At 51.3% G+C, this 8,110-nt stretch carries 8 protein-coding genes; 2 read left to right on the forward strand and 6 right to left on the reverse strand.

Translation table 11 applies throughout. The features are described 5' to 3' along the window. Together C8273_RS12465 and C8273_RS12470 are read right to left on the reverse strand one after the other, a co-directional pair. The coding region (locus C8273_RS12465) for a cation:dicarboxylate symporter family transporter (protein ID WP_159060775.1) at positions 1-512 on the reverse strand (512 nt) is incomplete at its 3' end. A 26-nt stretch (positions 513-538) separates the two neighbouring features. After that, the gene (locus C8273_RS12470) at positions 539-1,804 is read right to left on the reverse strand and encodes an aminotransferase class V-fold PLP-dependent enzyme (protein ID WP_106628018.1); all 1,266 of its coding nucleotides are present in this window, start codon (positions 1,802-1,804) and stop codon (positions 539-541) included. Positions 1,805-1,977: 173 nt separating this feature from the next. Here C8273_RS12470 and C8273_RS12475 point away from each other — a divergent pair, with 173 nt between their 5' ends. Further along, positions 1,978-2,859 carry a LysR family transcriptional regulator gene (locus C8273_RS12475; RefSeq protein ID WP_159060776.1) on the forward strand — a complete coding sequence of 294 codons (882 nt, stop codon included), beginning with the start codon at positions 1,978-1,980 and terminating at the stop codon, positions 2,857-2,859. Between the two features lie 62 nt (positions 2,860-2,921). Here C8273_RS12475 and C8273_RS12480 read toward each other — a convergent pair whose 3' ends face one another. From C8273_RS12480 to C8273_RS12495, 4 genes are read right to left on the reverse strand one after another with little or no spacing between them, the layout of a single operon-like run. Then, the gene (locus C8273_RS12480; RefSeq protein WP_106628020.1) at positions 2,922-3,410 is read right to left on the reverse strand and encodes a flavodoxin; all 489 of its coding nucleotides are present in this window, start codon (positions 3,408-3,410) and stop codon (positions 2,922-2,924) included. 2 nt (positions 3,411-3,412) lie between these two features. Next, on the reverse strand, positions 3,413-5,017 hold the full coding sequence (locus tag C8273_RS12485; RefSeq protein WP_106628023.1) for a DUF4127 family protein: 1,605 nt from the start codon (positions 5,015-5,017) through the stop codon (positions 3,413-3,415). A 35-nt stretch (positions 5,018-5,052) separates the two neighbouring features. Continuing rightward, positions 5,053-5,784, reverse strand: a complete 732-nt coding sequence (locus tag C8273_RS12490) for a hypothetical protein (protein WP_106628021.1) — start codon at positions 5,782-5,784, stop codon at positions 5,053-5,055. Then, a complete protein-coding gene (locus tag C8273_RS12495) occupies positions 5,784-6,482 on the reverse strand; it encodes a DUF2225 domain-containing protein (protein ID WP_106628022.1) in 699 nt (232 codons plus the stop codon). The genes C8273_RS12490 and C8273_RS12495 overlap by 1 nt, the downstream gene beginning before the upstream one ends. Positions 6,483-6,667: 185 nt before the next feature. On the opposite strand from C8273_RS12495, the gene hsdR reads away from it, so the two are divergent. After that, positions 6,668-8,002, forward strand: coding sequence for an EcoAI/FtnUII family type I restriction enzme subunit R (gene hsdR, locus C8273_RS12500; RefSeq protein ID WP_234344105.1), 1,335 nt, complete (start codon positions 6,668-6,670; stop codon positions 8,000-8,002). Positions 8,003-8,110 lie beyond the last annotated feature (108 nt).

Below are 8,110 nucleotides of genomic sequence, written 5' to 3' on the forward strand. Positions count from 1 at the left end.
AATTTGTTCAACAAACGGTGGGCTTCCTCCGATGGTGAAGCGTCGACAGTTCTATGACTCCATTGCCGCGACTGCTTAAGCATTCGTTTCCTTGTGAGAAATTTGTCAACTGTTCTTGACAATATCAAAATGACATTGTTGATGAAATTGTACTCAACACTCTCCACTTTGGCACCTGCCGAGAGAAATTCCGTTGTTCCACCACCAACATTGAGCGCAATACCAGCAAAACTCCCCGCCGCAGCGGCAATTCCAGAACTGATCAGAATATACGCAACGAAGCGCAGGCCAACTGTAATAAGCTGACGTACATCTCCCATCTTACAGATACCGCTGATGATACTGAAGAAGACAAGTGGAACGATGAGCATTTTCAGCATACGTAGAAATACTTTACCAAGCGGAGAGATTGTTTCGGTAAATGTGGGAGAGAGGAAACCAATCGCAAGACCGATGATAATACCGATCAGGATTTTGGTACCGAGCCCCATCGAGAATTTCTTTGTTTCCATCAAAGACACTCCTTTCTAGGAATGATCTAAAGAGCTGCGACTTCCTCGGCAACGTGAAGGAACTGTGTGATCTCCGCAGGTGTGTTGACATGCAGTGGGGAGAAGCGGACGACGCCATTTGAGTCAAATTCACGAACCATACGGCTGGAATAAATACTGTCCGCCGCACGCTCAAACGCGATGACATTCCGCTTTTCCAGTTCAACCGTCGCTTTTTTCACATCCATATTGTCAAACTCAATCCCAATGATGAGATCACGCTGCGTGAGATCTGGGTCGTCCATCTTTACCGTGATTCCCTTGATATGACGTAAACCTACCGCCTCACCTGTTCCCTCAAGCATCAACTCAAGTAGTGCACGCTCATGTTCTGCAATACGCTCCATGGCGGCAACAAAACGTGCACGCCGGGTTCCATCCATCTGAGCCAGACCACATACATAATCAACAACGGCAGAAACGGCAGCAAATTGTGCTGTCGCAGGACTTCCGATCTCCCAGTCATCCGCCGCCCTTCCAAGCAATTTATGATGCGGAAGCTCCTTTATGCGTGCAGAGAGATACATCAGTCCAAATCCACGGCAGCCGAAGAATTTATACGGAGCAATGTTCATCACGTCGACGCCAACCTCCTCTGGATTCAGGACACCGTGCGGTGCATGCTGAACCGCGTCGCTGATGATGTAGATATCCGGATTGATGCGGCGTGCCTCACGAGCAATCGTTGCTAGATCCATGATATGCCCCGAGATATTGGAGGCAGCCATAATGCTGAGGATTGCCGTATTCTTGTCGACCAAAGCAAGCACGGTCTCTGCATCAACGCCTCCGGTCTTCGCATTTGCACGCGCAACACGCAGCTCCCTCTTATACTTTTCGGCATACATCGTCATTGCGTCAAAGGAAGACGGGTGCTCAAGAATCGATGTCACACAATTCGTACCACTACCATGTTCACTTAAAATGCACACTGCATCCATCATGAGCTGTGAGGCAGTATAGCCAGTAGCAATTGCTCCGCTCCGGCAATCAAAGATCGTACGAATATCCTCACGCGCATACTCTTCACGTTCTGCCAGTGCAAGTGCCAGTCGGTTCGAGTGCTCGGAGGCATCCGGCATCAGATCGGTCTCATAGAAGGCCTTTTCCGCTGCCAAAAGACGCAGTGATCCGCCTGCATTGTCGAAGAACAGGCGCGGCGTTCCACTCGGATCACGATCTACATACGCAAACTTCTTTCGGAGTTCTGCAAGCTCCGCCTCTGAAAAGAGTGTTCCATACCGTGTCTTCATTTCAACATCTCCTTTGTTCAAATTCGATCCCATATCATAATAGATGGTACAAATTATATGATTTATCAAGATTATACATCAATACGAAATAGATAGAAAATTGATTATTTATCTATTAAATATAGAATCTACTTATATTTTATGCTACAATCAGTGCAAAGGAGGTGTTTCCGTTGGAATATCAACTCCTGGAAACATTCCTTATCGTGAGTGAGGTTCGAAATCTGACCAAGGCTTCGTCTATTCTCTACAAAACACAACCAACCATATCCAACCGCATTCAGCAGTTAGAAAAAGAGGTTGGATACGCTCTCCTCGTCCGGGAAAAGGGACGTCAGGAAATCGAACTGACACCACGTGGGAAACAATTTCTGCAAACGGCACGAAAAATATATGAACTTTATGGAGATTTAGAAGTACAAATAGAAACCAATGGCCATACCCTGCTCCTATCCTCAATTGCCAGTCTGCAAACGCCTCTAGCTTGTTTGGCCGCAAGGAATCTTCTCGAGGAAGTGAATGCCCATGTTCAGATCTATACATATCAAACAGAAGATGTGACCCGTAGGATTCAAAAACGCAAACTTGACCTCGCACTCGTCTCTGCTCCGGAAAAGGTGGAGAGCGTGGACTGTGAACAGCTTTTCACACAGAGGTATTATGTTGTACGCCCCTGTGAGAGTCCATGTGATACAATCGGTACGATCTCCATCGACGATTTGGATGTGGAACGCGAGGTATGCCAACCATGGGATGATGCCTTTTTACAGTGGCATCGAACGACATTTCATGAGAAACGGGCACGATTCTTCGTAGACTCCTATGCGGCAATGAAGGAATTTCTACAAACGCCTGGCTACTGGGCTGTTTTGCAGGAGAGCAATGTCTACGCACTTCGCCGAGAAGTCCCGATAGATATCTTTCAACTCGATTATCCGCCGCCTCTTCGCATCTGTTATCTGCTCACAAATCACTTCACTGATCGAACAATTCGCCCACTCATTCGACGTTTTCGCGAATTATTGATAGAAGCAGAACTCATCTGTCGCATTTAATCAAAAAAACACGGTTGCATCACAAAGGTTTCTGTGATGCAACCGTGTTTTTTAATTTCTATTCAGACCCCAAGCGCTGCAATCCACGAGTTGATCGCCATCGGCGTCTCCCCCATCTCGAAGCGGCGACCTTCCTTCACTACCGCCCCCTCTGCCGAGGGACGCAAATGCGCCGCCGTTTGTCCCATCGAGCTGCCGCCCGATGTCGCAAACGGTACGATGGTCTTCCCCGTCAGATCATAGCTCTCAAGAAAAGTATTGATGATATGCGGTGCGACATACCACCAGATCGGAAAGCCGACAAAGATCGTATGATAGTGCGTGAGATCGGGCATCTCGCCCGCAATCGCAGGACGACTCGACGGATCACGCATCTCTACGCTTGAGCGGCTCTTTTCGTTGTTCCAGTTCAGATCGTCCTTCGTATAGGGCACAGCCGGTACGATTTCATAAAGATCCGCGCCAATCACATCGGCAATCTTGTGCGCAACCTTCTCCGTACGCCGTGAGGGCGATGCCGAAAAGAACGCAATCAAAAACCTTCCCCGCATGGCTATTTCCTCCCTGCAAGATACTCTTGCGCAAATCCCGGATCCTCCAGCAGAATATCGGACTCGAACATCCGGTTCCATGGGAAGGTCACGACAACGCTGTCAACCTCTGCAAGCGGCGGCAGATTCTCCTCGATGAAGCGATTCATCATGTGAGACGAACGCATACTGACTGCGTCGATCTTCGTCCCGAGGCTGCCGTAGAAGCCATCCCCACGCAGCCATGTCAGCTGTCGTGCGATCACGTTGCGCACATTCGCCTGATACGCCCAGTCATCAAGGTAGCGTGTCGTAAGCAGATGATCGATCGAATCCCCGTCCATGTGGCGGACGAGCATCCCCTCACCGAGCGCAAAGCCGGAACTGTTCGTCGGCGTGTTCCACCCCGCATACGCCTGAATCTTGTAGAGCAGACCACGGCGCTGCAGCTCCGCCATCAGCGCATTATCCGCCCCGTTCGCGAAGGCGATGTCCGCAACAGAGACGGGATACCCCTTTGCCACATAGTCCGCGACGATGTCCGCAAAGTACGTCGTTCCCTCGCGTGGAGTCCCATCATTAAGCACGGCGTTTGCCTCGTACGTGCGCCCGTCCGGGTTCGTATTCACCATGAGCACGACATCCGCCTTCTCCGGTGCACGCACCATCATCCCGCCTGCCGCAAGAACTGCGTCGCTGACCGACGTGCCGATTTTCTCGTCCGAGTACGCCGGCACCGTATCCGCACCGCGCCCCCAGTTATAGCGGGCAAAGACAAAGGGAACCTCATGCTTCTGCTCATTCACGGCGCGCGTCAGCATCAGCAGGGCAATCTCATCGATGCCCGCCATCGTCTGAAAACGCGTTTTTCCGAGATCCGCCCCCGCCTCCGTCAAATGACGGCCCTCCAGATGCGTCTGGGAGAACGGCGCATTGTCGTCGCGCCCAAGGGTCAGGTAGCGGAACGTATCACGCTTTCGGAGGAGATCAATCAGATACTCATTGACCGCATAGTTCTTCTCGCGCCGCCCCATCCAGTCCGCCAGCGCCTCCTGCGGGATCAGACGTCCGAGGAAATCGTATTCCTTGCGCTCGCGGCGCGTGAGACCCTCGACCTCCTCCTTGTCACGGAGCACCGTGTAGCGGAAGATATCCGCACCATAGCGGCGGTAGTACTCCGGCTCCTCATGCCCCGATGCCTCACCTGTGCGCGGCGTCCGCATGATCGAGCCGAATACATAGAGCGGAATCTTGCGATGCGTGCGCTGCAGCTCATCAAAACGCGCCGCGCGTGCGAGCACCTGTGACCGCGTATAGTCATGCTTACGCGAGCCGACAAGGCTGCCGTAGATCATCGCATCGGAGGAGATGACCGCCGCCTTTACGCCGGGCTGGGCGAGGTTCTCGTCCAGCCATGTCCAGAGTTCGTCCGGATGCCCCCAGTCCTCACGTGAGCCGAGGAGTTCCGGCGGCGGAACGACGACATCATAGCCGACGCGCTGCACAACATCCGCCGTCTGCTTACTTGAAATCGGACGACCATCGTGCGGAACGAAGACAATCTTCTCCGTAACCGGCTCCTTCTTTGCCGCCTCACCAAACTGCGGCACAAAGAATATCGCCGCCATCACAAAACAAAGCATGCGCATCAACGCGTTTTTTGTCAATGTTCTCCTCCTTCTCCTGTATTCGCCTGTGCATCCGGCGAACCCGTTTCACGGAGCACGGCACGAAGCGACGCACGCACATCATCGGGCACATTCAGCTTCGTATCAAACATGATGCCCCCATCCTGCACGACAGCCCCCTCAATCTCGATCATATCGGTCAGCGGATGCCCCTGAAACTCGGTCTGCCCCAGCTTCGATGCGGCAAGCACTTCATGAAAGTCAACATAGATCTTGTTTCCGCGAATATCCACGGGCAACCGATCAGATACATCGAGATGTCCCATGATGCGCTCCACCATCGAAAGGGAAATACGCGAGAACACCCACGAGATAAAGCCATGGTCAGGAATATTCTTCTCCCGCACACGGTAGACTGCATACGATTTATCCCCATCGTGGATAAATTCCTCAATCGTGCCCGAAAGCTCAATCGTCTTATATTTCTTCGCTGTCGTGCAGACGAGATCCAGACGCCCGTTTGCGTGCGAGCGTAGGACAACGCCGCGAATCGTCCCTTGCATCCCAATATTATTTGCGATTGCTTCATTGAGTATGGAGTCGCGTACGAAGAGATGTCCTTCCGAAATCTGCGCAAGGGTCTCACGATCCCATGTATCACGCAGAACCGTGAGCGCAGGACGGTAGTCCTTCACCGCCTCACGCACAGCACTCCAGTCGATATTTTTGACCTGCTCGATGAAATTTGCAGGAAGATCAATCACCATTAGCTATTCGCCTTCTCCGCTTCCGCCTTCTTCTCACGCAGATCCAGCCAGAGATTCTGCGTGCGCTCAAAGAGTTTGACATCGTTCTTGCGTACTTCCTGATCGCTCATAATCTGCGAGAGGAGCTGCGTCGCCTTCTCATAGTCCTCCATGCGATAGTACGCCGCGCCGGCAATATAGAGTGCCATGCTGTCACTCATCCCGTTGATTGGATAGTTTTCCGTCATCACCGATTTCTCATAGAACTCGGCAGCGCGGCGCAGGATCTCAGCCTCCTTCTCATGCTCCCCCGCATTGCGGTAGACCCACGCCATCCCCATGCAGTAGCCCGCCTTTTTTTGCAGCGGCCAGCCGAGCCGCTCGACAAAGTAAATGCCCAGCTTATAGGCACGGATCGCATCCTCCACCGTACGCTCCTCACGATACGGCAAGTTGATCGTACGCCCCTCAAGGAGTTCCTGAATCTTCGCCTTGTCGCGCGGATTCAGTGGCTCCTCCGTGAACTGCTTCTCATCGGCGGCAAAGCCGCAGTGCTCACACAGCCAGACGCGGTAACGATAGGGACACACGCCCTCATAATGGACACAAAAGTCCTCATCCGTCCCAAGCGTAATGAGCCGTGCCTTCATCTTCGTCGCGTGCGTCTTTTCCCCACAGACCGGGCATGGCTTTTCAACCGTATACGTGTACTCTGCCATAGATCTTCCTCCCTACTTGAAAACCTACTTTAGCATACCATAAAATGCGAAAAAAAAAAAGAATCTCACCCACGTAACGCTTCTATAGAACTTAAATTGTAAGGAGTCATGCTCCATGATATAATAAAGTATTATGAGAAGTTCCTCTCCCAACCTTACCCTCATGGCACGTCAGGAGGATGAATATGAATACACTGATGAAAAAACACGAGATGACCGAGGAGGACATCAAACTGCAGTTCATTACTCCTGCGATTGAAAATGCCGGCTGGGATCGGCACAGCCAAATTAAAATGGAATACAGCTTCACCGACGGACAGATCATCGTACGAGGAAACACCGTAAAACGAGGCAGTCGCAAGCGGACGGACTATCTCCTCTACTACCGTGCAAATCTTCCGCTTGCGCTTGTAGAGGCGAAGGACAATGCACACAGCATCGGCGATGGAATGCAGCAGGCACTCACATACGCCGCGAGTCTGGACATTCCCTATGTCTATAGTTCCAATGGTGACGGATTTCTCGAACACGATCGGAAAACAGGTAAGGAACGCGAGTTAGCACTGGCAGACTTTCCGTCCCCCGATGTGCTTTGGCAGCGCTATAAAAACACGGAACACCTTACGCCGGAACAGGAAAAGCTGATCACAGAACCGTATTACTTCATGCCGAAAGAAAAATCACCACGGTACTATCAGCGTATTGCCATCAATCGCACCATAGAGGCCATCGCACACGGACAAAACAGAATTCTCCTCGTCATGGCGACCGGCACGGGCAAGACCTATACCGCATTCCAGATCATTCATCGGCTCTGGAAATCCGGTACAAAGCGCAAGATCCTCTTCCTTGCAGACCGAAACATCCTCATCGACCAGACCATGCAGCAGGATTTCAAACCATTTGCCAAGGTCATGACCAAAATCGAAAACAAAGCTCCGGACAGTGCCTATGAAATCTATCTGTCCCTCTATCATCAACTTTCCGGCGATGATGGGAAAGAACCATTCCGCGCATTTCAGCCCAATTTCTTTGATCTCATCGTCATCGACGAGTGTCACCGTGGATCGGCAAGGGAAGAATCCCGCTGGCGTAAAATACTGGAATATTTCGCTAGTGCAACTCAGATTGGACTTACCGCAACGCCCAAGGAGACTGACGGCATATCTAACATCAGCTACTTTGGCAAGCCAATCTATACCTACAGTCTGAAACAAGGCATCGACGACGGATTTCTCGCTCCATATAAGGTCATCCGTGTCGGTATTGACAAAGACTTGGAGGGCTGGCGTCCACGCGCAGGACAGTGCGACATTTACGGCTATGAGATAGAGGATCGTGAATACAACGTAAAGGATTATGACAAAAATCTTATCTTGGATAAGCGTACACTTGCCGTCGCAAAACGCATCACACGCTTTCTCAAAGAGCATGACCGCTTTGCGAAGACCATTGTATTCTGCGTGAACATCGCCCACGCAGAGCGCATGCGGCAGGCACTTGTGATGTTGTATAAATAAAGTTGACAACTTCTTCGCAAGGATTTTAGATAAGGTCAAAGAGGAGAAGGAGAGGTCAAAATGGCAGCAAACAGGCAATACGATGACGAATTTAAGGTGCAGGCAATC

The organism is Candidatus Centipeda massiliensis (genome assembly GCF_900290285.1).
Taxonomy (GTDB): Bacteria; Bacillota; Negativicutes; order Selenomonadales; family Selenomonadaceae; genus Centipeda; species Centipeda massiliensis.

Excerpts from the sequence above, each read along its gene's own strand:
- C8273_RS12470 (WP_106628018.1), bottom strand. The coding sequence starts at position 1,804 with ATGAAGACACGGTATGGAACACTCTTTTCAGAGGCGGAGCTTGCAGAA.
- C8273_RS12480 (WP_106628020.1), bottom strand. The coding sequence starts at position 3,410 with ATGCGGGGAAGGTTTTTGATTGCGTTCTTTTCGGCATCGCCCTCACGG.
- C8273_RS12485 (WP_106628023.1), bottom strand. The coding sequence starts at position 5,017 with ATGGCGGCGATATTCTTTGTGCCGCAGTTTGGTGAGGCGGCAAAGAAG.
- C8273_RS12490 (WP_106628021.1), bottom strand. The coding sequence starts at position 5,784 with ATGGTGATTGATCTTCCTGCAAATTTCATCGAGCAGGTCAAAAATATC.
- C8273_RS12495 (WP_106628022.1), bottom strand. The coding sequence starts at position 6,482 with ATGGCAGAGTACACGTATACGGTTGAAAAGCCATGCCCGGTCTGTGGG.
- hsdR (WP_234344105.1), top strand. The coding sequence starts at position 6,668 with ATGAATACACTGATGAAAAAACACGAGATGACCGAGGAGGACATCAAA.